This window comes from Providencia sp. wls1922, assembly GCF_009706505.1.
Classification (GTDB): domain Bacteria; phylum Pseudomonadota; class Gammaproteobacteria; order Enterobacterales; family Enterobacteriaceae; genus Providencia; species Providencia lanzhouensis.
This window is the reverse complement of the sequence record NZ_WLUG01000105.1, coordinates 1-24,862: the sequence shown is the minus strand read 5'-3', so window position 1 is coordinate 24,862 and position 24,862 is coordinate 1. Positions and strand designations below refer to the sequence as shown.

Below are 24,862 nucleotides of genomic sequence, written 5' to 3'. Positions count from 1 at the left end.
TTTAATAATAGTCACTAGAACTAGCGATATCTGGTGAGCAAATAAGTTAAGTTTGTAGGCAAGATCACGATAATGCCCTTTAAAGAGGTATGACAACTAGGACAATTATCTGGTCGATATACTGTTGTCTGCACAAAGAGGTGTTATTATAGACCCCAATTTTGTATCTATTTATTCTTAACCCACTTGAGGTATTCACGATGATCGTAGTCACTGGCGGAGCTGGTTTTATTGGCAGCAATATTATTAAAGCCCTGAATGAAATGGGTCGCACCGATATTCTGGTGGTGGATAACCTGAAAGATGGTACTAAGTTTGCCAACCTTGTTGACCTCGATATCGCCGATTACATGGATAAAGAAGACTTTATCGTGAGCGTTATTGCGGGTGATGATTTTGGCGATATTGACGCTGTTTTCCATGAAGGTGCTTGCTCATCCACCACTGAGTGGGATGGTAAGTATATGATGGATAATAACTATCAATTTTCTAAAGAACTGCTGCATTACTGTTTAGAACGTGAAATTCCTTTCCTGTATGCCTCTTCCGCAGCGACATACGGCGGACGTAGCGATAATTTCATCGAAGAACGTGAATTTGAAAAACCACTGAACGTATACGGCTACTCTAAATTCCAATTCGACCAATATGTCCGCAGCATCATGCCTGAAGCTCAGTCTCAAGTGTGTGGCTTCCGCTATTTCAACGTTTATGGACCAAATGAAAACCATAAAGGCAGCATGGCGAGCGTGGCTTACCACTTAAACAAACAAATTAATGAAGGGCAAACCCCGAAACTGTTTGAAGGAAGCGACACTTTCCGCCGTGATTTCATCTACGTTGGCGATGTGGCAGCGGTGAATTTATGGTTCTGGGAAAATAATGTTTCTGGCATTTTCAACTGTGGTACAGGTCGCGCGGAATCATTCCAAGCCGTTGCCGATGCCGTCACTGAATTCCATAAAGATAAAAATGTGTCTATCGAATACATTGAATTCCCTGAGAAATTAAAAGGCCGCTACCAAAGCTTTACTCAAGCGGATCTGACTAAATTACGTGCCGCAGGTTACACCTCACCGTTTAAAACCGTTGCTGAAGGCGTAACCGAATATATGCAATGGCTGAATAAAGACGCGTAATCGTCTTTTATGAAAACAGTGCCTATGAAAACAGTACCTATGAAAATTGAGCCTATGAAAATATTAGTAATTGGCCCCTCATGGGTAGGGGATATGATGATGTCTCAGAGCCTTTATCGTACGATCAAGGCGCTGCATCCTCATGCTCAGATAGATGTGATGGCACCGGATTGGTGCCGTCCGTTATTGGCGAAAATGCCCGAAGTGTCTGAAGCGATTTCCATGCCATTAGGCCATGGAAAGCTCGAAATTGGCGAACGTCGTCAATTAGGCATCAATTTGCGGAAAAATGGGTACGATCAGGCGATTGTTTTACCTAATTCCTTGAAATCTGCTCTGGTGCCGTTCTTTGCTAAAATCGCCAAAAGAACGGGGTGGCGTGGTGAAATGCGTTATGGGCTGCTCAATGATTTACGCCCATTAGATAAACAAGCATTTCCGCTGATGGTGCAACGCTACGTAGCATTGGCGTATGACAAGCAGCTCATCAAATCTGCCAATGATATTCCCGCCCCAATTCTATGGCCTAGGTTAGTCACTGATAAACAACAAGTTAGTGATACTATTAGTCAATTTAATATTGATTTTTCTCGCCCAATTATTGGTTTCTGCCCAGGCGCTGAATTTGGTCCTGCAAAACGTTGGCCACACTATCACTATGCAGCGTTAGCTCAAAAACTAATCAGCGAGCAAGGCTACCAAGTCCTGTTATTTGGCTCTCAAAAAGACCATGAAGCAGGCGAAGAAATCCGCCAAAGTTTGACTGACGACGCTCGTCATTACTGCCTCAATTTCGCAGGAAAAACGTCGTTAGAACAAGCCGTTAATCTTATTGACGCTTGCCAAGCCGTAGTGAGTAATGATTCTGGCTTAATGCATGTGGCTGCAGCTCTCGATAAGCCGTTAGTCGCACTATATGGCCCAAGCAGCCCTGACTTTACCCCACCACTGTCCGATAAAGCGGAAGTGATCCGGCTGATAACGGGTTACCACAAAGTACGTAAAGGTGACGGCGAAAGTGGCTATCACCAGAGCTTAATTGATATTCAACCGCAAATGGTACTGGATGCCCTCACGCGTTTAAATATAGGTATTAAATAATGAGAGTGTTATTAGTAAAAACATCATCTATGGGAGATGTTTTGCACTCTCTGCCTGCATTAACCGATGCGCAGGCAGCAATACCGAATATTCAATTTGATTGGGTCGTCGAAGAGGGGTTTGCTCAAATCCCTACATGGCATAGTGCGGTGAATAAAGTCATCCCTGTGGCAATCCGTCGCTGGCGAAAAAATTGGTTTGCTGCGCCAATTCGTGCTGAACGTGCGGCATTTCGTCGCCAACTACAGGAAATCCACTACGATGCAGTGATTGATGCGCAAGGGTTACTTAAGAGTGCGTTGCTAGTCACTCGCCTTGCTCTCGGTTCTAAACATGGTTATGACCGCCATAGTATCCGCGAGCCGATTGCTAGCTTCTTCTACGACCATCGTTATTCCATTAGTAAACAGCAACATGCGGTAGAACGTATTCGCCAATTATTTGCTAAAAGCCTCGGGTACACTTGCCCTAGAACCCAAGGCGATTACGCGATTGCTCGCCATTTCTTGCAATCTGCCGACGAAACCGAAGCGCCCTATGTGCTGTTTTTGCACTCCACAACCCGCGACGATAAGCATTGGCCTGAGTCTCATTGGCGTGAACTGATTCAGTTAATGAAGGAAACTGGGCTGAGAGTGAAGCTCCCTTGGGGTGCAGAGCATGAGCATCAACGAGCGATGAGGCTAGCTGAGGGTTTTGATTTTGTTGAAGTTTTACCAAAATTAACGCTGGCACAAGTCGCGCAACAGATTGCAGACGCAAAGGCAGTAGTTTCTGTCGATACAGGTTTAAGCCATTTAACCGCCGCGCTGGATAAACCGAATTTTACGCTGTTTGGTCCAACAAACCCCGGTTTAATTGGTGGTTATGGAAAAGACCAAAATGAGATAAAAAGCGTAGATAATAGAATGGATAGCATTAAAGCTGATGTGGTCTTCCAACAACTGTGCACCGAGTTATAGCCCACTCAGAGTATTATCTAAAGCCTATCTCCCATAATAATTAAGCGGTCATTTGACCGCTTAATTATTTTTTCACTGTATAAAAGATTTATTTTTTCTCTGGGGCAATAAACCCAAAACACATGGTTTTCGGCTCAGCATCCGGTTCAGAGCGATAAATTACATCTTCTTTTTCGATCGTAAATTGTGGCCAGAATTTACGCACTTTAGCGAAATCTTCGTGGGCACAATCATCATATTTGCGCCCTAATAAAATAGCACCATACTCACGAATTTCTGCTTCGGTGATATCACGATTGTACACATTCGGCGGCATATGATTTTCTAGCGTCCAAGGCTGGATAACATGCGGTCTATCTTGGGCATAGATAATAAACCATTGATGTAGGTTATCCTCACCGCCAACATATTTGACTGGCGTTCCGTAACGTTGATACCAGCGCTGTTCACCTTCAGCAATTAAGGTTTTCACGCCAATAAACTTCTGACCTGCTCCTCGAATATTCCCAGCTTGAACAATGAGATAGCCCGATACCATTAAGACGCCAACCACTGCCAAACCAATCAACGGTTTTTTCAGTGATTTTTTCGGCATTACAGTGATTGAGCCAACAAATAAAGGCGCACAGGCCATCATAAATGGCTGTAACCACTCAGTAATTCGCCCACCATCATGGAACGAGAACCAACCGTAAATCACGGCTAATGGAAATAAAATAATGAAGTTTGCCATGCGGTTCGATAAGGCTTTCGGCCAACCGATTTTTCCGCCACAGCAATATAAGATAATTGCTGCGATAATCAGCGGGTAAAACACACTTAACGCAGCTTCCGTGGTATGTAAGTTAAAACCGGGGTCAATTTGCGAATCTACCCATTTAAAGGCTGAAAAATCACTCGCCATCAACCAGAAGAAGTTTGGCAAGATCATCGAAAACCACAGTGCTATCGCTAAATAAAACACCGGATGGCGATAGCTTTGGCGCGCTTGTTTCACAAAAAGGGTGAGTAAGAAAACGGAGCCGACTAAAGCAAGCGTGGAGTATTTCCCCATTGTTGCCAGACCAGTCACTAAAGCAAAAGGTAGCCACCACAGTGGGTTATCTTCGACGGCACGCAGAAATAAGTAAATCACCCAAGGCCAGAATGTCACTAAAATATAGTTATCATTATAAGGAATAATATCGAAATTAATGACGCCTGATAAATTCATCATCAGCATCGCAAACCATGCAAGGTCACGGCGCCCTGTTAACCGATAGGCAAGTTTCCATACCCCAAGTAACCCAAATCCAATACCGATAAAATGGCTTAAATACCAATAGAAACTATAAGAAATTCCCAAATGGATGGCAGGCCACATCATCGTACCGACAAACCACGGATTTTTTGGGGAGCCCCACTCACCATTCATTCCCCAGTTAACGGCTTCGACCGTATCGTAAGGAACGGTCGGGTCAAAAAAGAAACTCGCAAGGATCCAGGCAATGGCATAGCCAATGATCCAAAGATACACATACTTATTTGAAGTTGGTTGATTGGTTGTCGGCATTCTTTTTTCAGCGAAATTTATCAATAAAGTTAAAGGGAAATACGCATTATTTTACGTCAAGCTTGTAGAGTGCTACCTCTCGCTCGGCTGAGTATGCAAAAACGTGACTGGGTAGTTTACTATAGTTTAAACAAAATAATCAGAAATGAGAGAAATTGTTATTACTCATTATAGTAATATTCAAGTTATCAATATTTTGCTGAATATTACTGTTCTCTAGGAGGTAAATAAGGCTGCAACAATTTAAGTAAACGCTGCAATGCACCTTGGTTTTCATGTAATACTTCTGCGGCATGTCGACCATAATACAGTCGATAATCTTCATCGGATAGCAGGCTCGTGACGGCTTGAGCCAGTGATTCGCTGTCCGTCACAGTGATCAACCCATCTGCTTGGGTTAATTTCGCGCAAATATCTTTAAAATTAAAGGTATGTGGTCCCATCAAAACAGGTAATGCATGCGCAGCTGCTTCAAGTGGATTATGACCGCCCGTTTCAACTAAGCTCCCGCCAACGAAAGCAATATCTGCAATTCCGTACAGCAACATCAATTCCCCCATCGTATCGCCAATAACCACTTGGGTTTCTAGAGATGGGATAACGCCACTACTACGACGAATGAAGCTTAGCCCTGCTTTTTGCGTCAACTCTTCCGCTTTTACGAAACGTTCTGGATGCCTTGGAACTAAAATGAGTAATAAATTGGGAAATTTTTTCAACAACTGTTGGTGAGTTTGTAAAACAATGGCTTCTTCACCTTCATGGGTGCTTGTCGCAATCCATACAGGGCGATGTGCGGCCCACTGCCTGCGTAAGGTAATCGCTTTAACAGCCAATTCAGGGGTAACGGAAATATCAAATTTTAAGCTTCCCGTCACTTCTAACTGCTTACGTCTTAACCCTAATTGAATAAAACGTTCACCATCTTCTTGATGCTGAGCTGCCACCATCGTGACATTTTGCAGCATACGCTTCACAAAGCTACCAAGCTTTTGATAACCCGCAGCAGAGCGTTCAGATAACCGAGCATTCGCGATAACTAATGGAATATTACGCTTATGCAATTGGTTGATCATATTTGGCCAGAGTTCTGTTTCCATAATAATCACCAGTTTAGGATCAACTTGATTAAGGAAACGGCTCATTGAGCCTGGTAAATCATAAGGGAGATAAACGTGACTAATATCGTCACCAAATGCCGACTGAACACGCTCTGACCCGGTTGGCGTCATTGTTGTCACAGTGATAGGGAGTGATGGATAGTGATGGCGAAGTGCACGCACTAACGGTACTGCCGCAAGGGTTTCCCCCACAGAAACTGAGTGTAATAAAATACCTTTAGGAACAACTTTGCCACCACAAAAACCATAGCGTTCCCCCCAGCGTTTGCGATACGCAGGGGCTTTACGGCTACGCAATAATAAGCGTATCCAAATCAATGGCTGGATGAGATAAAGAAGTACCTGATATACACGCAATAACATTCGATCTGATTCACTTACCAAAATTGGCGGTATCTTACCATAAACCATTACTGAAAGTGTGTAGAATCTGTGCCTAAAATGAGACTTAAAATAAATGGATGCTTACCAGTGATTGTTGCAAGAGAACGCAATTGCCGTTAATGTGGATTTCACCGTCACTTATTCCTATCGATATATTAGGATAAGCAATAATAAACAAAGAGATAGCAATATCATGACCCATAAAGCTATTTATCCGGGAACCTTTGACCCGATTACCTCTGGACACGTCGATATCGTCACCCGTGCTGCCGCGATGTTTGACCATGTTTTGCTCGCTATCGCAAATAGTCAACGCAAAAGCCCTATGTTTAATCTGGAAGAGCGTGTTGAGCTCGCGAAGCAAGTTACAGCTCACTTAGGGAATGTCGAAGTGGTTGGCTTTTCTGAGTTAATGGCGAATTTTGCACAGAAAAATAATGCGAATATTTTAATTCGTGGCGTACGTTCAGTGGCAGATTTTGAATATGAATGGCAACTGGCTAATATGAACCGCCATTTTGTTCCTGAGCTAGAAACAGTATTTTTACTTCCATCACAAAGCTTATCTTTCGTTTCATCCTCATTAATTAAGGATGTCGCGCTTCATGATGGAGATATTTCGTCGTTTTTACCGCCTATAGTTGCTGAGGCTATGTTGAAAAAACTCAACAAAATCTAGCAATTACTTCTGACATTGAGGGCAATAAAAGGTTGTCCTCTGTCCTTGTTTGATGCTCTCAATCTGGGTTCCGCATAAAGAGCAAGGCTCACCTTTTTTTCCATACACAAATAACTCTTGAGCAAAGTAACCCGGTTTTCCGTCTGACTGTAAAAAGTCTTTGAGAGTGGTTCCACCTTGCTCTATTGAACGTTGCAGCACTTTTTTAATCTGCGTAACCAGTTCGGTAATTTCATTGAGTGTCAGTGTGTTAGTCAGCTTTTCTGGGGAGATTCTTGATGCAAAAAGCGCTTCATTAGCGTAGATATTCCCTACCCCAACAACGATTTTGTTGTCCATCAACCAAGGTTTGACCGCAACCTTACGTTTAGCTGCTAAATCAAAGAGATATTTAGGATTGAATTCATCGGAGAGAGGCTCAGGACCTAAATGGGCGAGAACGGAGCTAGACGCTAAATCATCGCACCAAAGCCATGCACCAAAGCGTCGAGGGTCAGTGTAGCGCAGTACTTTACCGTCACCCAAGATAAGGTCTACATGGTCATGTTTCCCTTCGGTTATCTCTTCCGTTAGAATTCGCACACTGCCAGACATTCCTAAATGGACAATAATCCAACCTTTGCGCAGTTCAATCAGTAGGTATTTTGCCCGTCGTTGAACACTAATCACGGTTTCATCAGATAAACGCATGATTTGTTCACTTACCGGCCAACGTAACCGTTCATTACGCACAACGGCATAACTAATTGTATTGCCGACTAAATGTGGTTCAATACCTCGGCGACTGGTTTCAACTTCGGGAAGTTCTGGCATTATTTTTTCTCAATTTGGCAAAAAACTTGGTTAATAATCACATATTACCCCTATAACATGGATAACCATTGTTATACCATAAGCCCTATTAATCAAAGAGCACAGATTGATAAACTTACTAACAAGGGTGACCGAATAAATATTCTATTTGGCTATCTTGACGCCACTATATGAATGACGCTCATCCTCGTAACAGTTAATAATTACATATTGGCATTTTTCGATGAAAAACATTAAGTTATCTGTTATCGTTCCATGTTATAATAGCGAAAAATATATTGATGAATGTTTATCTTCAGTTATTTCATTTATGGATAATGAAGTCGAATTGGTCATCATCAATGATGGTTCAACAGATAGTAGCGAGCAGGTTATTTTTAATAAAATCAACCAATATACTCATCTAAATATACTGTATGTAAAAAGAGACAATGGGGGGCTATCAAAAGCAAGAAATCATGGGATATCCCTAAGTTCAGGAGAGTATATTGCCTTCTTAGATGCTGATGATTTTCTAAACAGTCAATTTTATCATGAAATAAGGCCAATAATATCTTCATCAGATTATGACCTCATTGAATTTGACACACTAAAATTTGAGGATTCACATCCAGATATAAAAAATAAAATAAAAACGAGTAGCTTTTCTGGCGCCGTGAAAATAACGACCTATCATGATTTGAAGCCTGTTTTTAATAATAAAAAGTGGTTTGCATGGTCAAGGGTATATCGAAGTACTCTATTTAAAGAGGTAGGTATTCATTATCCTGTCGGTATTTTGTATGAAGATATGGCAACTACTCCCTTTCTTTATTTAGAAAGTAAAAATATCTATAGCATCAATAAAACGTTAATTCATTATCGAGTAAATGAAACTAGTATCACGCAAACCTTTAGACGAAGTGATATTAACAGTCTTATTTATGTTATGGCTACCTTGTCATTTATTGCTCTTATTAAAGGCCCTCTAGTAGCAAAAATGTTGGCAAAATCACAATCTGAAGCATTTCACTTACTGAAAAAGTCAATATCCAAGAATACTGGAGAAAAGCTATCGAAATCTGAAGCCTTTCAAATAAAGCAATCTATAGCGTTATTTAAAAAATATTTATCCTATAAAGAACGGCTTCAAATTTATTTTCTAGAGATTTATTTTTCCTTATGGAAAAAGAACAAATCTTGACTTTCAATAAAACACAATCACTTGAAATAAACAACTTTAAAACAACAGGTAACTTTGTGAAAATAGCCCAAAAACTTCGCGAACAAGCTCCCTTTTTCTTACTTTTTGTAATGATAATTGGGATGTTTACTAACGATACACAAGGTATTCTAAATATTTCCGCTGCGCTGCTTTTTTTATTTGTTGTCTATACCGCCGCAACAAAAAAAACCAACATACTTAGTGGGCTGCGTCGACTCATTAGCGGTCGAAAATTTTTATTCCTTTTTTTAGCTTGGTGCTTATTTTGCGCAACCTTCTTTACATATTCCGGCTTTACTACTGATGCTCTCAAAGCTATATTTGATGATTGGCGTTATGTTATTGTTATAACTTTATTTTTGATTGTATTTCAAAGTGAACAGAGTAAATCCCAGAAAATCATTACATATGCTCTAATTTCCACCTTAGTATTTATTCTTTTTATTACGCCTGTTTTAAAAATTATAAAAGGTAGCGATATGCCGATGTATCTTCAGCTTAGGTATGGGTTTGCTCATTACGCTACTCTCATTTTTCCATTTGTGTTAACTGGTTTTTTTATATCGAAGAACATTTCTTTCAAAATAATTTTATTTTTACTCTCGATTATAGGGTTTACTTTTGTTCTTTATACTGGCAGCCGCGGTGGAGCATTGGCTATCGCCGTTGAATCTGCACTGATATTGCTACTATTATCACCTAGTCTAAAGAAATTTTGTTATTACAGCCTGATTTGCTCACTACTGTTATCTGCCACACTTTATGCTTCTTATTCCTTCATCCCCCAAGTAAAGAATAAAGTTAACCAAACTATTAGTGCGAATAATATCACCTCAAGCAGAGATCAAATTATTGATGTACGTTATCCACTTATCATGAATAGTATAGAAAATAACTTACATGGAATTGGATATGGCGGAGTAGCTTATAATAATTACTTGAATGACCATAATGTAAAACCTATCAAAAGTGCATCAGGCTATTCAGAAAAGAAAAAAATGATGACTCACAATAATGATGAACCTTTCTTCCTGAATATTGCATACAGCATTGGTTATATTGGATTATTTCTATTCTGCGTAGCTTTTATTTTCAATATGAAAGATCTTTTACACAGTTTTAAACAAAAGAAAGACATCCTTAATGTCGGTATATTCGTTTCATCAATTGGCTACTTTTTGGTCTATTGCCTATTTGAATTTATCTTCTTAGATATCTTTATTTTGTACAACATACTCACCGCGATCTTGATAAATAACGTTTTAGTGAAAAAATGATACGAAAAAGGCCATCTACATTGATGGCCTTTTTAATACAATACCTAACTAATGGGACGCTTTTTTCATTAAGTATTGAATTGTCGTCATAATAAACTGAAGATATTTACCATTTTTTCTTAGATGAGATTTCTTACGAGATAACTGTTTATAGCCTTCTGGCTTTAATAAAGGTATATCTTTCCAAGGTGAATTCTTGCGGGCACGCTCTAAATAATCGTATTCTTCATAGAAATTTGCCCACTCATGGAAAGGCTTGGTTAGCCCCACAAAATGAATAAAAACCACACTATCAGGGATCTTAGTCAGATGCCCTTTACTCGTAATATACCAATCAAGAGAAAACATATAATTATAGTTTTCACTAATATTGACTAACTTATCGTTGAGTAAAACGTTTAATGCATCTTGGTCCGGATGTGAGAAATCATTTTTTTCAACTAACTCAATAACTTTATTTGGAATATCGCTCTCAGCCAGATACTTGAGAGACATATATAAAAAACCTGAATTAAAATACTTGCTCATATCGATCGATAAACGCTGTTTTTCACTACAGAATTTATCTTTCACTGCATAAACAAAGGTATTTTCACCAAATTGTAAAGTCTTTAACTCTGCCATATTACCTTTACAAATGATGTCAGCATCAAGATATAACAAGTTATCAATGGTATCCGAAAGATATGAAATAATGAGCAATCTAAAATAGATTGCATGGCTCCACGCTTTAGATGGAAGCGGCAGCTGCTTAAATTTTTCGTTATCAATAAAGTAAATAGTTAACTTATGTGGAGTATTTTCGACTAATCCACGGAATAGTTTTTCATCAGGCAAATTATCGACAAAAAGGTGAAAATGGAAATTTGTTTCTTGATTATTGAGAAGAACCGATGCAATTGACGTACCGACACCGTATAAAAACTTCTCATCAACACCATAGCCAATGTGAAAATAACTATCTTCACTGTTTTGATTATCGTTTATTTTTATCAATGATTTAATCATATCATTGTTTATCATGTCGTTACCTTTTACCTAATCAATCACAATGTTTGAATAACTGTCTATGATGCTAATATTGAGTATCTTTTATAAACGATATTTTAAACTTCTTTGGCGAATTTTTTCTGCTCTTTGCTCAGAGATTTGTATTAATCGTTGCTCTTTCTTCAAAATCTCACGCAGCGGCATTTCAAAATAAACCTTCATAAACCGGAAAATATCTCGTTGAGTTAAGCCGATTTCTAGTGACGAAAAGTATAAACCAATTAAATCCTTATTTCGCCAACGGGTAGGAACTGACGACCGTAGCTGTGCGCGATGCAAATCGATAACTGAAATTTTTAAATCGTGTAGATTTTCTGTGAACGGTAGATGCAGTAAGAAATGGCAAATATAACAGTCGCGGTGATTAATGCCGATGCGATGCATCTTACGTACCATCTCGGCAACTCGCTGGATCAACATTTGCTTAGTTCTGAATTTAGGCGGTTGAGTTGCCCAATTAGCGCAGTAATCTTCTAAACTCACTGTTGGAGTGAGGTCTTCAGTAATAATAAATGAATGACGTCGAAGTGGGTTCCACCCTCTTTGCCCAAAAGCACGCCCGTTCATGGTATCAACGCCAGCTTCAGTTAATCGATGAATTGCATTCCATTCACGATCTGCACCTAAAACAGGTAAACGGAATGAAAATAAATTCTTCAAAACCTCTTTTAGCGTCGTGCCATAATGAATCTTAATAAAATAGCTTTTATCATCAAGCTGGAAACGCAATGTTCTGCGCGTTTCCAATGCACGAAAGACTTCGCCATCCAGTTTATCTGTTTCAACAAATGGGTCTTTATCTTTCCATAATTCGTTAAAAGGTGCTTTTAACTCAACCATTAGAGCATCCTAAAATAATATCGGCCGCTTTTTCCGGTAAACTATACAGATCTTCTGTATCCGCATAGTATTTAGCATTGTTTACCCACTGAGTTCGTTTTTGTGTATCTTGCAGACTATCGCATAGCGCCTGATTTAAAACTGCCTGTTCAAACGGCTCATTAACCACCACGCCACATTGTGCTTTGTCGATAAACGACGCATAACCACACACTTCAGTGACTATAATTGGCAATCCAGCAACAATCGCTTCAAGCAGGACAATCCCAGCCGCTTCTTGATAAGCCGGATGCATCAAAATATCCGCAGCAGCCATTAGCTCCGCAATGTCATTGCGTCCGCTAAAAAATGAAACTTGTTTAGTAATTCCCAACGTTTCCGCTAATCGTTGATATTTACCGGGTTTATCTTGCCCTACCACCATCAAAAGTGTGTTATTTCTGATGTTTTCAGGCAGTGCTGCCATCGCCTTAAGAGTTCTATCAACTCCCTTGCGTTTAAAATCAGACCCAACTTGAAGCAGTAAAAATGCAGACTCTGGAATTTGATTCTTTTCCCGATAAATACGCTTAGCATCCACAATCTGTTGGTCATATTTTCGATCAACGGCTATACCCGGAGGCAGCATGTGAAAACGGTCACTTTCCGTTCCATAGTGCTTTTCAAAATGGGTAATTTGATGAGGAGTGAGCATCATGAGCTGCGTTGCCTTTCCTTTTTGGAAGACCGCTTTTTCAAAAGCAGCATAATGTTTATAGCGTGGAGTCAGCTTATAGAAAAAGCCTTTTTCTTCAGCCACTTTTTGCGCATAACAAACATCCGCAGCAAAATATACATCCAGCTCAGGCATTTTATTAAAGCCAACAATTCTATCTACAGGATGTTGCTTCAGATGTGCCATTACCCATTCACAATATTGGGCATTTCGTCCATGGTTAGTGCCTGAACTAGTAGGAACAATAATAATTTCAAAATGTTCTGGGCGTTCACCTTCCCATGACTGGGTATAAACACGAATCTGATGTCCACGAGCTTGGCAAGCCATCGCGATACGTAAAAAGTCGCGTTGTAACCCTCCAAATGGAAAATATTTATACAGACAAAATGCCAACACCATCTTAGTACCTTCCCATCATGGAGCGCATATTCATCGGCAGCATTTGCTCTGTTGCTTCAATCACATCACTCGCAGGGATCACGGAGAGATATTTTTTATTGCGGTCTAGCTCATCTCTAGGTGGCATATTTTCATAGTCCCCCGCCCAGAATTTCACCACATTATCGCTCCATGGACGCCAGAAAATATGGTTAGTGGCACCAAATAAGCAAACGATGGGAGTTTTAACCGCGGCAGCAATATGCATCGGTGCAGAATCGACACCAATAAAAAGGGCAGCATGCGCAATTAATGCGCCTAATTCAGGGAAAGATGTTTTTCCTGCAAGCTCAGTCGTTGGCTTGGTTTGGCAATTCTCCGCAATTTCATTCACACACGCTAAGTCTTCTTTGCTTGGGCCCGATGTTAATACCACTTGATAGCCACGAGACTGCAACGCATCAATGACGGCTGAGAATTTTTCATTATCCCAACATTTAAAAATTTGTCGGGCAGTAGGCTGGATCACGACATAGCTACTGTGAACGCCAAGGTCTAACAGTCTTTGATCAATTTTTTTCCAATCATCTTCCGCATAAGACATGGTTAGGTCTGTTTTGAATTCTTGGATCCCTAACGGTTTTAATACAGAAAGATTATTTAAAACAACATGCTCTCCTTCAGGAGGAGTGAGATGCGTAAAGCTATTTCGCCAAAATTTCGAATCACGATGACCGAAATCGTGTGAAATCTTAGTTTCTGCGGGAATCGCGCGAACGAGTAACGAAACCATCCATTGGTCGGCAAGGTTAACCACTAAATCATACTGATTACGACGTAATTTAAACAGTAGACTTAAAAAGTTGCAGGCTTTACTCAAACCACCACTTTTCTTACCTTTCATGCCATATAGTGTATGGATCTCTTGGTTTTCCGACAAAATGGGAATGATGTCCTGATAAAGCAAAACATCAATCTGAGCATCAGGATAATTTTGCTTCAATGAGCTGATAACAGGCGTCGTCAGTAGCATGTCACCATGAAACCGCATCTTGATTACAAGAATTTTTTTATACTGTTTTTTCACCAGGAGCTCTTAATCAGGTCTAGTAGATAAATTGATATGGATATTTGACAATAAAATGCGTTATTAATTCCATGAATACTGAACATGTTACTACGTTCAGATTAATGGTTATAGTTTTTAATCAATATCCCTATGGATAGCCACTTTATGGCTAATTTTTGACATAAAAAAACCCAGCCTAAGCTGGGTTCTTCGTACGCAGAAAGCAAAATTATTTGATTTTTGCTTCTTTGTAGATCACATGCTTACGAACAACTGGATCGAATTTTTTCAGTTCCAGTTTTTCTGGCATTGTGCGCTTGTTCTTCGTAGTGGTATAGAAGTGACCTGTACCTTCAGAAGAAACCAGCTTGATTTTCTCGCGAATACCTTTAGCCATTTTTTAGCTCCTTAGTACTTCTCACCGCGGGTACGCAGTTCAGCAAGAACAGCATCAATACCCTTTTTATCGATAACACGCATACCTTTAGCAGATACACGCAGTGTTACGAAACGTTTCTCAGACTCAACCCAGAAACGGTGAGAGTGCAGGTTTGGCAAAAAACGACGTTTGGTCGCGTTTAATGCGTGTGAACGGTTGTTACCGCTCATTGGACGCTTGCCGGTAACTTGGCAGACTCGTGACATGTCTATTCTCCAAAAATCTAATCAGCTCGAGCTTTTTTGTTCTGGGCTTGACTGCCTCGTCAGGCTTAGGAGCCCATCTCAGCAAACTTTTAAGTGATCAACAAAATATCTTTATCTTAGCAAAAAAATTTACTGAGATAGGCTCTTCTCGTCAAACCCGAGATCCTTAAAGGTGGCGTAGTATACGCTTTCAATCGTTTTCACTCAAGCCCAACACAGCAAAAGTTGTCATTTTTTAGTCAAAAAATAATTTTACAGCCATCCGCGCTCGGCAAATGAGGTGCAAGATTTGTGTCCAACCACAAAATGATCAAGTAATTTAATCCCCATCATGTCACAAGCACTCTGAATTTTCTCAGTAACGTACTTATCTGCCATGCTTGGCTCAGGGTTTCCTGATGGGTGATTATGAGCAAGCACTATCGCTCTGGCATTCATTTTCATGGCAAACCGGATAATTTCTCTTGGATGCACTTCAACGCGATTGATAGTGCCTTTAAACATCTCTTCCTGGCAAATCACCTGATGCTGGTTATTCAAAAATAGCACCATGAAAACCTCTCGCTCCTGCCCTGAAAACAATTCAAGCAACCTCGATTTCAATGTATTGGGGTTATCCATGATGTCATCACAAAGCACTTGCGCAGAAAAACAACGCCTTGCGAGTTCGCTAGCGGCTTGCAACTGACTTAATTTACAAGCCCCCAAGCCTTTGCATTCAATCAGCTTTGCGTAGTCAGCTTGCACTAATAGATAGAGTGAACCAAACTCATGAAGTAAACGCTGAGCAAGCTGTAAAACGGGTTCACCTCGTGTTCCTGTACGTAAGAAAATAGCTAATAACTCTGCATCAGATAATGATGCAGCTCCATATGCCAACATTTTTTCTCGTGGTAAAAGCTCCATGTATTCGTGCATCGACTCATCCTCTTTCACGTCGTTGCCCTCTTTGTAGTCAACCAACATACACAGGGCAATCATATAAACTAGCCTTTGCGTAGCGCTTCGCAAAAATAGCATCGGGATACAAAATCGGCTCTCTCACCAAGCTCATTGATATGGTAAGATGCCCCCCATGTTGACCAAATCGGACAGAGACCATGACTCAACAAACTTCAGTTAACTCATTATTAGGTAAGCGAATTGTTCTTGGTATCAGTGGTGGAATAGCCGCTTATAAAATCCCTGAACTCACTCGCCGACTGCGTGATGAAGGGGCATCTGTACGTGTTGTCATGACACCTGCGGCAAAAGCGTTCATTACACCTCTTACTTTGCAAGCCGTTTCCGGTTATCCGGTCGCTGATGATTTGCTAGACCCTGCCGCTGAGGCCGCAATGGGTCACATTGAATTGGCAAAATGGGCTGATATAATTATTTTAGCGCCAGCTACTGCCGATTTAATCGCACGATTAAGCGCTGGCATGGCGAATGATTTACTTACGACCGTTTGTCTTGCATCTGCGGCGCCTATTGCCGTCGTGCCTGCAATGAATCAACAAATGTATCGCGCTGCAGCAACACAGGATAATTTAATCAGACTGCAACAACGCCAGTGTATGATTTGGGGTCCTGATGAAGGCAGCCAAGCATGTGGTGATGTGGGGCCAGGGCGTATGATTGACCCATTAGCTATCGTGAAATTGGCTGGTAAGCACTTTCAATCATGTTTAGGTCAGCAATCACGTTCAGACCTACAGGGGATTTCAATCATGGTTACGGCAGGTCCAACCCGTGAAGATTTGGATCCTGTACGCTTTATCAGTAATCATAGTTCTGGGAAAATGGGTTTTGCCATCGCGCAAGCTGCCAGTGAACGCGGAGCGAACGTCACTCTCGTCGCAGGTCCTGTTAATTTGGCAACACCGAATGGTGTAAACCGCATTAACGTGACGAGCGCCCTTGAGATGTATGAACAAGTACACCAGTCTATTACTGAGCAAGATATTTTTATCGGCTGTGCTGCGGTTGCAGATTACCGAGCTAAAACCGTCGCTGAGAATAAAATTAAGAAACAAGGGAATGAAGTTTCCATTACCCTTGTACAAAACCCTGACATTGTGGCAAGTGTAGGAAAACTGACGCAAAATCGCCCTTATGTAGTCGGTTTCGCGGCAGAGACCCAAAATGTCGAAGAATATGCACGACAAAAGCGCCAACAAAAGCAACTTGATTTAATTTGTGCGAATGACGTTTCCTTAGCGGATAATGGCTTTAATAGTGATAACAATGCACTACATCTATTTGATGCCCACGGTGATGTTCGATTACCACACAGTAGTAAAATTGAATTAAGCCACCATTTACTTGACGAGATACTCCAACGTTATGAAAAAGATCGATCTGAAAATTCTTGATGCACGTATTGGGAATGAGTTTCCACTGCCAACTTACGCAACCACTGGCTCTGCGGGTTTAGATTTACGTGCATGTATTGATGCACCTATCGATTTAGCACCGGGTCAAACTGAATTGATCCCAACAGGTCTAGCTATCCATATTGCAGACGAGCAACTTGCCGCAGTAATTCTGCCACGTTCAGGTTTAGGTCATAAGCATGGTGTAGTACTGGGTAACTTGGTTGGTTTAATCGACTCAGACTACCAAGGCCAACTGATGGTGTCAGTATGGAACCGTAGCGACAAAGCATTCACCGTTGAACCGGGTGAGCGTATGGCACAAATGGTCTTTGTTCCTGTTGTTCAGGCACAATTCAATATTGTGGATGACTTTGACGCGAGTGAACGCGGTGAAGGTGGTTTCGGCCATTCTGGCCGCCAATAATGGGCCGACAATAAGTCGAACCTATTCACGTTGAAATACCGAATATAGGCGCCCTACAAGCGTCTATATTTATGAATAAAAACAATCAGTAAGGTATTTTTGTACCTCGTGAATGGATTAGATTTGATTATAATCTCTACATATTTTAAACCTGTTTTATTCTGAGTGTGACTTTACTCAGAGCGAAATTTTGGATAGTTTGTCTTGCTGTTTTAGCAGGGGTCTTATCAGACATGGCAGAGAATACAATACAAAAACGTAACAGACGTGATGAGATTTTGCAGGCTCTTGCGTTAATGTTAGAAAGTAGCGATGGCAGCCAGCGTATTACAACGGCAAAACTCGCTGCAACAGTTGGTGTTTCAGAAGCTGCGCTATATCGTCATTTTCCAAGCAAAATGAAGATGTTCGACAGCTTAATTGAATTTATTGAAGATTCACTTGTTTCCCGCATCAACCTGATTTTAACGGACGAAAAAGATACACTTGTCCGAATTAAACTGGTTTTAGCGCTAATTTTAGGTTTCTCAGAGAAAAACCCTGGATTAACGCGTATAATGACGGGTCATGCGCTAATGTTCGAGCAAGATAGGCTGCAAGGGCGCATTAACCAATTATTCGAACGTATCGAATCACAGCTGCGACAAGTATTAAAAGAGAAAAAAATTCGTGATGGACAAGGCTTTATCCATGACGAATCACTATTAGCTTCTCAACTATTAGCCTTCTGTGAAGGTATGCTGTCCCGCTTCGTACGTTCTGAGTTTCGTTACCGTCCAACGGTAGAGTTCGAAGCTCGCTGGCCTTTAATTTTGGCTCAGTTACAATAACCGCTTATTTATACTACTCACCCCGCCCATTATTGGGCGAGGGCTTTTTTTCAATTAAATTCCATACTGCTCACGATACGCTTTCATCGCAGCAAGATGCTGTTGCATATCTTCTTTTTCCGCTAAATATGTAATTAAATCGCTCATTGTGATGATCGAATACACTTTACATCCATAGTCACGTTCCACTTCCTGCACCGCAGAAATTTCACCTTTCCCTTTTTCTTGGCGGTCTAAACACAGCAACACGCCACTCAACGTTGCTTTTTGCTGTTTGATGATTTCCATCGACTCACGAATTGCCGTACCTGCCGTAATCACATCATCGACAACCACAACACGTCCTTGCAGTGGGCTACCCACTAATGTACCGCCTTCCCCATGGTCTTTCGCTTCTTTACGATTAAAGCAGTATGGCATATCAATATTGTGATGTTCTGCCAATGCGACTGCGGTTGTGGTCGCAATCGGAATACCTTTATAGGCTGGACCAAAAATCACATCACACTCAATGGCACTTTCTTTTAACGCTTGTGCATAAAAACGACCGACAAGAGCCAAGTCACGCCCTGTATTAAACAGCCCCGCATTAAAGAAATAGGGACTCTTACGACCTGATTTCAGCGTAAACTCACCAAATTTCAGTACCTGTTTTTTCATGGCAAGTTCAATAAAATCGCGCTGATAGGCTTTCATTGGTCATTCTCCTCATTAATTAGTATTGGTCTTTTTTAATTGGAACTACTTTCGCGGTTTATTTGCTGCTGTATTCATAAACTGCGGGCATAAAAAAGGCGACTTTTCAGCCGCCTATTTAATAATAAATCTATTTCAGCGCTTCTCGCTGAGCTTCGAAAATGGTGTCTAGCCCCGTTTTCGCTAATGCTAGAAGAGCTAAAAGCTCTTCATGACTGAACGGTTCGCCTTCTGCGGTACCTTGTACCTCAATCATTCGGCCATCATCCATCATCACGACGTTCATATCCGTTTCTGCAGCAGAATCTTCAACACACTCCAGGTCACACAGCGCCTCTTGGTTAACGATACCAACAGACACCGCAGCAACCATGGATTTCAGAGGGCTTTTCGCTAATTTGCCTTGAGCAACCATGTTGTTCAGTGCATCAACCAATGCAACACACGCGCCTGAGATCGCTGCAGTACGTGTACCGCCATCCGCTTGGATAACATCGCAGTCCAACGTAATGGTATGCTCGCCAAGTTTTTTCAGGTCAACCGCCGCACGTAATGAACGTGCGATCAGTCGTTGAATTTCCATAGTACGACCGGTTTGTTTCCCTTTTGCCGCTTCACGTTGGTTACGGGAGTTTGTTGCGCGAGGTAACATACCATATTCTGCGGTTACCCAACCTTGACCCTGACCTTTTAAGAAACGAGGAACACCCTCTTCAACAGTCGCGTTACATAACACCTTAGTGTCGCCAAACTCAATAAGAACAGAGCCTTCCGCATGCTTTGTATAATTGCGCGTAATTTTTATTGGGCGCATCTGGTCTGCTAATCTACCTGCTGGGCGCATGGTGTTATCTCCGTTATCAACTCAAATTGGCACGTATTATACGTTGTTAATCGGATAATGCCTATCCTGTCATCCGTCATAGCGCTATAATCCTGTTATCTTAATGAATGATAGGAACGAATTATGATCCGTAGTATGACTGCTTTTGCCCGCCGTGATATCAAGGGTGAATGGGGGAATGCGGCTTGGGAGCTGCGTTCCGTAAACCAGCGTTATTTAGAAACCTATATCCGTTTACCCGAGCAATTTCGCAGCTTAGAGCCAGTTATCCGTGAACGCCTTCGTTCCCGTCTAACACGTGGTAAAGTCGAATGTAACCTACGTTTTGACTTAGATAGTGCTCACCGTGGTGAGTTACTGCTCAATGAAGATTTAGCTCGCCAGCTGATTAGCGCAGCGAACTGGGTAAAAAATTACAGCCATGAAGGTGAGATTAATCCGTTAGAAATCTTACGTTGGCCAGGAGTGATGTCCGCGGGTGAACAAGATTTAGACGCGATTAGTGAACAACTAATGGCAGGCTTAGATGAAACTATCGATGCCTTTATCCAAAGCCGTGAAGCAGAAGGTGCAGCGCTGCATAGCCTTATCGAGCAACGTCTGGATGGTGTTTTGGTTGAAGTTGCCAAAGTTCGCCAACATATGCCTGAAATCCTGCAATGGCAACGTGACCGCCTGCAAAGCAAATTAGACGAAGCTCAAATTCAAGTGGATAACAACCGCTTAGAGCAAGAGCTTATTTTGCTGGCTCAGCGTGTTGATGTCGCCGAAGAGTTAGACCGACTAGAAGCTCACGTCAAAGAGACGCGCAATATCCTGAAGAAAAAAGAAGCCAGCGGTCGTCGTCTTGATTTCATGATGCAAGAATTTAACCGTGAATCAAATACTCTTGCCTCTAAATCTATTAATAGTGAAGTGACTAACTCTGCTGTTGAACTCAAAGTGCTGATTGAGCAAATGCGCGAACAGATTCAGAACATCGAATAAAAATCACTTTTCAGAGTAACTTCAAGCCAGCTTATTCACTGAATTTGCTGGCTTTTTTATTAAATCAAACTCAACCTTAACCCGCTTTTGCCATTTCCAACGGTTTCTCACGCTGGTGCTTATAATGGAAAGAGAAGTAGAAGATCACGGCCAATATTACGGTGTAGGACGAGAACACCAGCCAGATTGACTGCCAATCCTTCACGCCATCCACACTAAAGTAGTCAACGACCAATCCGCTCAATATCGCCCCAAAATAGGCACCCACACCATTCACCATGGTCATAAACAATCCTTGAGCACTAGCACGCATACGGTGGTCTACTTCCTGCTCAATAAAAATAGAACCGGAAATATTAAAGAAATCGAACGCACAGCCATACACAATCATCGACATAATTAAGAACATCAAACCGATAGTCGATGGGTCACCGAAGGCAAAGAAACCGAATCGCAATGTCCATGCCAACATACTGAGCAGCATGACGGTTTTAATACCATAACGCTTTAAAAAGAATGGGATAGCGAGAATAAACGCCACTTCCGCCATTTGGGAAACTGACAGCAAAATCGACGGATACTGAACAATCAAACTGTCTTGATACAGCGGATTACGCGCAAAATCATGCAAGAACGGGCTACCAAAGGTATTGGTAATTTGCAGAACCGCACCCAGTAGCATCGCAAACAGGAAAAATACCGCCATAATCGGCTTTTTGAACAAGACTAATGCATCTAACCCAAGCTTGCTCATCCAACTGGTGGTGATAGCCTGCTTATTTACCGCCATTTTTGGTAATGTCAGGGAATACATCGCGAGCAGCAACGAGCAACTTCCCGCCACATACAGCTGCATACTGCTCAACTCAAATTTCAGTAAGCTAATACTCCACATCGCTGCAATAAACCCTACGGTACCAAAGACACGAATTGGCGGGAAATTGGCAACAGAGTCTAGCTGATACTGACTTAGCGATGAGTAGCTAATGGTGTTCGACAAGGCGATAGTCGGCATAAACGCCATTGCATTGATTAGCATTGCCCAGAACATCACTGAAGGATCCGCCACCGTCGCAGCGTAAAACAACGAACCGGCACAAATAATATGGCAAAGCATATACAGACGGTTTGCAGGGATATATTTATCCGCAATGATGCCGATTAATCCGGGCATCAAAATAGCGGCAATCCCTTTCGAGCTGTACACCATACCGACTTCAGCCCCTGAAAAATCCAAGGTTTTCATCATGTAGGCACCCAATGTCACCAGCCAACTTCCCCAAACAAAATATTGCAGAAAAAGCATGACCTTTAAACGAGACTTAATATTCATACTAGGCTCCGTTTGGAGTGAATTTGGCGGGTAACATTCTCAGCTCGGCGATAACGCCCCAAAGGAAAACCGCTCCCGCACTGTCTTTCTATTAATTTGATAAAAAGCTTAATTTGATAAAAAGCTTAACTTGATAAAAAGTTAGAAGCGTTCAATCACACCCGTCACTAATTTTAAGAAGGTTGCCTTCACTTTTTCTGCCGTTTCAATCACTTCATCATGGCTTAAAGGCTGTTCTAAAATGCCGCATGCCATGTTGGTCAGGCAGGAGATACCGACTGTTTTAATCTGAGAATGGTGAGCCACCAGCGCTTCAGGTACTGTCGACATACCCACAGCATCAGCCCCGAGAGTTCTGGTCATACGAATTTCGGCTGGCGTTTCATAAGTTGGACCCGTCCACCATGCGTACACGCCTTGGCGCAGAGACACACCTTGCTCCTTCGCGACATCCAAAATCGTTTGGCGCAGCTCTTTGTTGTACACTTCGCTGACATCAAGGAAACGTACGCCCAGCTCTGGATTATTTGGCCCCATTAATGGGTTATTCGCCGTTAGGTTAATATGATCAGTGATAACCATCAGGTCGCCCGGGTTAAAGTCCGTATTCACCGCACCGCAGGCGTTGGTAATGATCAATTTTTCCACACCCAGCGCTTTCATTAAACGCACAGGGAACGTCACTTGATCCAGAGAAAAACCTTCGTAATAGTGGAAACGACCTTTCATCGCCACCACAGTTTTGCCTGCAATCGTCCCGATCACTAACTCGTTCGCGTGACCTACTGCCTCAGACTTCGCAAAATGGGGTACTTCGCTATAAGGAATATGCACCGCATTTTCTAACGTATCAGCAAATGGGCCTAATCCAGACCCTAAAATGATCCCAACAGTAGGCTTCATATCCGTACGAGATTGGATAAAACTTAAGCTTTCTAAGATATCTTTGGTGTTGTGCATAATGCGCTCCGCAATCAAATCAAATAAAGAAGATGATTGGGATAATAACGTAATTAGAAAATCTAACAGCGATCTTAATCTCATTTTGAGAAAATGTTGATAAACATGATATCTGTTAAAGTACTCGCCATGTGAATCTGTTAATCTTGAATGATTAGCTTTATAGCTGGATATTCCACTAGCGAAAATAGGAGGGGAACAATTGTTACACCGTTTATTGAACGAATTTCGCACATCCAAAAATTCCAAAACGCAAAAACTCAAAACGCTGTATCGACTGATCCTTAACCACGGACCAATCCGGGCGGAGGCGCTAACCTCCCTCGCGAATATGAAACCCGCGACCTGTGCTAGGCTCCTCGATGAACTGAGCAAATGCCAATTACTCTCCACTTCAGAACTTGGGGAATCAACAGGAGGACGCAAACCCATTTTGTACAGCGTCAATCCAGCTGATGGCTATTTAATTGGCATTGAGATGAGTGATATCTACTCTACGATTGTTCTGCAAAATCTGAAGTTAGACATTCTTGGCAAAGTCAAAATCAAGTATGAGCACCTCGAAACCGCCGAAAATATGCTCGACCATCTATTGGACAACGTCGATGACCTACTTGCTGAGCATCAGTTAGATACTCAAAAAATACTGGGTATCGGCATTGCCATCGACCATATTTTAGAACGCGATAAAGTGCCTTACTCTGACTACAGCGCACGAATTCAGGCGCTATATCAATACATTACCCAGCGTGTTCCCTGCTTTGTTCTGCTAGGAAGTGGCATCAGCTTCGCGGCCTTTGCGGAGTACCGTTTACGCTACGCCTCTGATAGCCAACGGTTCTTACTCACCACTTGCGACACCGACATTCGCAGCTCGACCATTATCAATAACCAATATGCCCCAACGCCGATAAGCACCGCTCAAGCTTTTGGACACACGACTATCGATATCAATGGTCAGCGTTGTGAGTGCGGCTCGTTTGGCTGTTTAAAACAGTACAGTTCATTGCACGCCATTAAGTCTCGCGTGATTCAGCATTTAAGACTTGGCAAACCCTCGGTCATTAACCAACTCGTCAAATCTGAAGATGAAATTAACTATCACACGATTTTTCAGGCGCTTGCCCAAAATGATGAGGTGTGTCTTAAAGCCTTAGAAGAAGCTGCTTATTACTACGGTATCGCGATTGCCAACGCGGTATTAATTACTCAAGCGGATGTGGTGGTTTGCGGCGGAACACTCACGCCAAAAAACCATTTCTTTGAGATGACCAAAAAATCCATTGAGCAAAAACTGTCGATTTTCCCGCATATCAAACCGCGTATTTACCCAGCTAATGATTCTTATGAAATCGTCGCTCAAGGTGCAGGTGGGATGGTGATGGAAAGCTATCTATCTGAATGACGACGGATACAAATAAAAAATACCCCAACCTGTGGGGCATTTTCATTATAAATCACCGCTGACTATTTTAATCTTAGTCATTACCAAACAG

Annotated in this window: 25 protein-coding genes; 11 read left to right on the top strand and 14 right to left on the bottom strand. The window is 41.7% G+C overall.

Translation table 11 applies throughout. The features are described 5' to 3' along the window. Positions 1–200 precede the first annotated feature (200 nt). Genes rfaD through rfaC form a run of 3 tightly spaced genes read left to right on the top strand, consistent with a single transcriptional unit; the run spans position 201 to position 3,202 of the window. On the top strand, positions 201–1,139 hold the full coding sequence (gene rfaD / locus GKR71_RS14695) for an ADP-glyceromanno-heptose 6-epimerase (protein ID WP_154634491.1): 939 nt from the start codon (positions 201–203) through the stop codon (positions 1,137–1,139). 54 nt (positions 1,140–1,193) lie between these two features. Beyond that, positions 1,194–2,240 (top strand): ADP-heptose--LPS heptosyltransferase RfaF, encoded by a 1,047-nt coding sequence (rfaF, locus tag GKR71_RS14690; protein WP_154634490.1) that lies wholly within the window; start codon positions 1,194–1,196, stop codon positions 2,238–2,240. Next, positions 2,240–3,202, top strand: coding sequence for a lipopolysaccharide heptosyltransferase RfaC (gene rfaC / locus GKR71_RS14685; RefSeq protein WP_154634489.1), 963 nt, complete (start codon positions 2,240–2,242; stop codon positions 3,200–3,202). Before rfaF ends, rfaC begins: the two co-directional genes overlap by 1 nt. A gap of 88 nt (positions 3,203–3,290) precedes the next feature. Here rfaC and GKR71_RS14680 read toward each other — a convergent pair whose 3' ends face one another. Together GKR71_RS14680 and waaA are read right to left on the bottom strand one after the other, a co-directional pair. Beyond that, positions 3,291–4,754: an ArnT family glycosyltransferase gene (locus GKR71_RS14680; protein WP_154634488.1), complete on the bottom strand. Its 1,464-nt coding sequence runs from the start codon at positions 4,752–4,754 to the stop codon at positions 3,291–3,293. 206 nt (positions 4,755–4,960) lie between these two features. Beyond that, on the bottom strand, positions 4,961–6,238 hold the full coding sequence (waaA, locus tag GKR71_RS14675; protein ID WP_036950750.1) for a lipid IV(A) 3-deoxy-D-manno-octulosonic acid transferase: 1,278 nt from the start codon (positions 6,236–6,238) through the stop codon (positions 4,961–4,963). Between the two features lie 214 nt (positions 6,239–6,452). Here waaA and coaD point away from each other — a divergent pair, with 214 nt between their 5' ends. Further along, a complete protein-coding gene (gene coaD / locus GKR71_RS14670; protein ID WP_036950747.1) occupies positions 6,453–6,938 on the top strand; it encodes a pantetheine-phosphate adenylyltransferase in 486 nt (161 codons plus the stop codon). A gap of 3 nt (positions 6,939–6,941) precedes the next feature. Here coaD and mutM read toward each other — a convergent pair whose 3' ends face one another. Beyond that, positions 6,942–7,751, bottom strand: a complete 810-nt coding sequence (gene mutM, locus GKR71_RS14665; RefSeq protein WP_108479144.1) for a bifunctional DNA-formamidopyrimidine glycosylase/DNA-(apurinic or apyrimidinic site) lyase — start codon at positions 7,749–7,751, stop codon at positions 6,942–6,944. Positions 7,752–7,974: 223 nt separating this feature from the next. Here mutM and GKR71_RS14660 point away from each other — a divergent pair, with 223 nt between their 5' ends. Continuing rightward, positions 7,975–8,934: a glycosyltransferase gene (locus GKR71_RS14660; protein ID WP_154634487.1), complete on the top strand. Its 960-nt coding sequence runs from the start codon at positions 7,975–7,977 to the stop codon at positions 8,932–8,934. After that, positions 8,913–10,232: an O-antigen ligase family protein gene (locus tag GKR71_RS14655; RefSeq protein WP_154610068.1), complete on the top strand. Its 1,320-nt coding sequence runs from the start codon at positions 8,913–8,915 to the stop codon at positions 10,230–10,232. Before GKR71_RS14660 ends, GKR71_RS14655 begins: the two co-directional genes overlap by 22 nt. Positions 10,233–10,280: 48 nt before the next feature. Here GKR71_RS14655 and GKR71_RS14650 read toward each other — a convergent pair whose 3' ends face one another. From GKR71_RS14650 to radC, 7 genes are all read right to left on the bottom strand, one after another. Next, positions 10,281–11,255 carry a glycosyltransferase gene (locus tag GKR71_RS14650; protein WP_154634486.1) on the bottom strand — a complete coding sequence of 325 codons (975 nt, stop codon included), beginning with the start codon at positions 11,253–11,255 and terminating at the stop codon, positions 10,281–10,283. A gap of 69 nt (positions 11,256–11,324) precedes the next feature. Next, the gene (gene rfaP / locus GKR71_RS14645) at positions 11,325–12,122 is read right to left on the bottom strand and encodes a lipopolysaccharide core heptose(I) kinase RfaP (protein ID WP_154610066.1); all 798 of its coding nucleotides are present in this window, start codon (positions 12,120–12,122) and stop codon (positions 11,325–11,327) included. Next, complete coding sequence (locus GKR71_RS14640) at positions 12,115–13,239, bottom strand: glycosyltransferase family 4 protein (protein WP_036950727.1); 1,125 nt, start codon at positions 13,237–13,239, stop codon at positions 12,115–12,117. The genes rfaP and GKR71_RS14640 overlap by 8 nt, the downstream gene beginning before the upstream one ends. Position 13,240: 1 nt before the next feature. After that, complete coding sequence (rfaQ, locus tag GKR71_RS14635) at positions 13,241–14,305, bottom strand: lipopolysaccharide core heptosyltransferase RfaQ (RefSeq protein ID WP_230085094.1); 1,065 nt, start codon at positions 14,303–14,305, stop codon at positions 13,241–13,243. Positions 14,306–14,516: 211 nt separating this feature from the next. Then, positions 14,517–14,684: a 50S ribosomal protein L33 gene (rpmG, locus tag GKR71_RS14630; RefSeq protein ID WP_004265124.1), complete on the bottom strand. Its 168-nt coding sequence runs from the start codon at positions 14,682–14,684 to the stop codon at positions 14,517–14,519. 11 nt (positions 14,685–14,695) lie between these two features. Further along, positions 14,696–14,932, bottom strand: a complete 237-nt coding sequence (rpmB, locus tag GKR71_RS14625; RefSeq protein ID WP_004265123.1) for a 50S ribosomal protein L28 — start codon at positions 14,930–14,932, stop codon at positions 14,696–14,698. Positions 14,933–15,184: 252 nt separating this feature from the next. After that, positions 15,185–15,850 carry a RadC family protein gene (gene radC, locus GKR71_RS14615; RefSeq protein ID WP_036950916.1) on the bottom strand — a complete coding sequence of 222 codons (666 nt, stop codon included), beginning with the start codon at positions 15,848–15,850 and terminating at the stop codon, positions 15,185–15,187. A gap of 182 nt (positions 15,851–16,032) precedes the next feature. Here radC and coaBC point away from each other — a divergent pair, with 182 nt between their 5' ends. The 3 genes from coaBC (at position 16,033) to slmA (ending at position 18,546) form a co-directional block, all read left to right on the top strand. Further along, a complete protein-coding gene (coaBC, locus tag GKR71_RS14610; protein WP_154634485.1) occupies positions 16,033–17,289 on the top strand; it encodes a bifunctional phosphopantothenoylcysteine decarboxylase/phosphopantothenate--cysteine ligase CoaBC in 1,257 nt (418 codons plus the stop codon). Continuing rightward, complete coding sequence (dut, locus tag GKR71_RS14605) at positions 17,261–17,716, top strand: dUTP diphosphatase (RefSeq protein WP_154599592.1); 456 nt, start codon at positions 17,261–17,263, stop codon at positions 17,714–17,716. The genes coaBC and dut overlap by 29 nt, the downstream gene beginning before the upstream one ends. Before the next feature lie 233 nt (positions 17,717–17,949). Then, positions 17,950–18,546 (top strand): nucleoid occlusion factor SlmA, encoded by a 597-nt coding sequence (gene slmA / locus GKR71_RS14600; protein WP_036950718.1) that lies wholly within the window; start codon positions 17,950–17,952, stop codon positions 18,544–18,546. Between the two features lie 54 nt (positions 18,547–18,600). Here the strand turns inward: slmA and pyrE are convergent, their stop codons facing one another. Both pyrE and rph read right to left on the bottom strand, forming a co-directional pair. Continuing rightward, positions 18,601–19,242, bottom strand: a complete 642-nt coding sequence (pyrE, locus tag GKR71_RS14595; protein WP_108479136.1) for an orotate phosphoribosyltransferase — start codon at positions 19,240–19,242, stop codon at positions 18,601–18,603. A gap of 130 nt (positions 19,243–19,372) precedes the next feature. After that, positions 19,373–20,086 carry a ribonuclease PH gene (gene rph / locus GKR71_RS14590; RefSeq protein ID WP_154634484.1) on the bottom strand — a complete coding sequence of 238 codons (714 nt, stop codon included), beginning with the start codon at positions 20,084–20,086 and terminating at the stop codon, positions 19,373–19,375. 123 nt (positions 20,087–20,209) lie between these two features. Between rph and GKR71_RS14585 the strand changes: the two genes are divergently transcribed. Next, positions 20,210–21,073, top strand: a complete 864-nt coding sequence (locus tag GKR71_RS14585; protein ID WP_036950712.1) for a YicC/YloC family endoribonuclease — start codon at positions 20,210–20,212, stop codon at positions 21,071–21,073. 76 nt (positions 21,074–21,149) lie between these two features. On the opposite strand, the gene GKR71_RS14580 is transcribed toward GKR71_RS14585, so the two are convergent. After that, entirely contained in the window at positions 21,150–22,406 is a 1,257-nt protein-coding gene (locus GKR71_RS14580) for a nucleoside permease (protein WP_036950710.1), read from the bottom strand. Between the two features lie 141 nt (positions 22,407–22,547). After that, on the bottom strand, positions 22,548–23,366 hold the full coding sequence (locus GKR71_RS14575; protein ID WP_154634483.1) for a purine-nucleoside phosphorylase: 819 nt from the start codon (positions 23,364–23,366) through the stop codon (positions 22,548–22,550). 202 nt (positions 23,367–23,568) lie between these two features. On the opposite strand from GKR71_RS14575, the gene GKR71_RS14570 reads away from it, so the two are divergent. Then, positions 23,569–24,771: an ROK family protein gene (locus tag GKR71_RS14570; protein ID WP_036950706.1), complete on the top strand. Its 1,203-nt coding sequence runs from the start codon at positions 23,569–23,571 to the stop codon at positions 24,769–24,771. The last annotated feature ends 91 nt before the right edge of the window (positions 24,772–24,862 follow it).